The sequence below is a fragment of the Gemmiger formicilis genome (assembly GCF_016901605.1).
Taxonomy (GTDB): domain Bacteria; phylum Bacillota; class Clostridia; order Oscillospirales; family Ruminococcaceae; genus Gemmiger; species Gemmiger formicilis_B.
Genome location: NZ_JACJKP010000311.1, coordinates 1 through 1,491, shown reverse-complemented (window position 1 = coordinate 1,491; position 1,491 = coordinate 1). Strand labels below are relative to the sequence as shown.

Below are 1,491 nucleotides of genomic sequence, written 5' to 3'. Positions count from 1 at the left end.
TCCAGGTGACCGCCCGGGCCGGTGTGGACGAGGCCTTTGTGGAGATCCGGGGCACCCACACCAACGTGACCCGGATGGAACACAACGGTGAGGACCTGCTGCGGGACGGCGGTGCCCAGGAAGTGTGCGCCCCGGCGCCCGACAAAAAGCGGCTGAACGTGCGGGACATCCTGACCTACGGCGAGACCGTGGAGCTGGACACCATCCGGGATGTGCTGGAAAATCAGATCCAGTGCAACCGGGCCATCTCCCAGGCGGGGCTGGCCAGGCACTACGGTGCCGAGGTCGGCGCCACCCTGCGGGGCATGTTCCAGGAAGGCCCCTTTGAGATGCGGGCCGCCGCGGCAGCGGCTGCCGGCAGCGATGCCCGGATGAACGGCTGCCCCCTGCCGGTCGTCATCAACTCGGGCAGCGGCAACCAGGGCCTGACCATCACCATGCCGGTGCTGCTGTATGCCGAGGAAAACAACATTCCCCACGACCGGCTGCTGCGCGCCCTGGCCATTGCCAACCTGATGAGCATCCACCAGAAGCGGTTCATCGGCAGCTTGTCCGCCTATTGCGGCGCCACCAGCGCCGCCTGCGCCGCAGCGGTGGGTGTGTGCTGGCTGCAGGGCGGCAGTTATGAACAGATCTGCGGCGTCATCACCAACACGCTGGCCACCCTGGGCGGCATGTGGTGCGACGGCGCCAAGTCCAGCTGCGCCTCCAAAATTGCGGCGGCGGTGTACACCGGCCTGCTCAGCGTACGCATGAGCATGAACGGCCACCGTTTTGAACAGGGCGAAGGCATCGTTACCGCCAGCGTGGAAAAAACCATTGAGGATGTGGGCTACATTGCCCGGGAAGGCATGAAGGAAGCCGACCTGGAGATCCTGCGCCTGATGCTGGAAAACGGCTGATATTTTTACATCTCCCCCTGCGCTTCGGCGCAGGGATTCTTTTTTTACAATAATACGATCATTTTTCCATCCCTTTCTGCGGAGCGCAGACTCCGTACACCCCGCGTGCCTTGCAAATCCCCCCGGCGAGGTGTAGACTGAAAAGCAACAAACCGAAGGGTGAACGGAGGATGAATGCCCAAAAAAGCGGCAGTTTTATCGCGTTTTCCCGACGGGCCCGGGGCCTGACCCGGCAGCAGCTGGAAGCCAAATCGGGTGCAACCAACCGTGCTGTAAGCAAATGGGAAACCAGCCAGGGCCTGCCGGACATTGGCCCGGAACGGCGAGAACCTGACCAGCCCCTGGGCCCTGCAAGATGTGCGGGTCGTTTCTTAAAAACGTCTGTGCGTGGCCCGTACAGGATCACCAGTTCCCACAGATGGAGAGGAGTCTTTTCATGGAGCAGACCGATCACAGCCCCCTCGACGCGGCGGAGGCGTGGGCCCGGCTGGAAGCGGGGTTCTTTGACCAGTCCCGGCGGCTTTTCCGCCAGGCCTCTCAGGTCGCCCTGGCGGCAGTCTGCCATTCCCCCGGTCAGCGGGGATTGATC

At 63.2% G+C, this 1,491-nt stretch carries 1 protein-coding gene; it reads left to right on the top strand.

The window, feature by feature from the left end; all coding sequences use genetic code 11:
* Positions 1 to 902 (top strand): serine dehydratase subunit alpha family protein (locus H6B10_RS14470; RefSeq protein ID WP_204652242.1); only part of this gene is annotated, 902 nt, incomplete at its 5' end.
* Positions 903 to 1,491 lie beyond the last annotated feature (589 nt).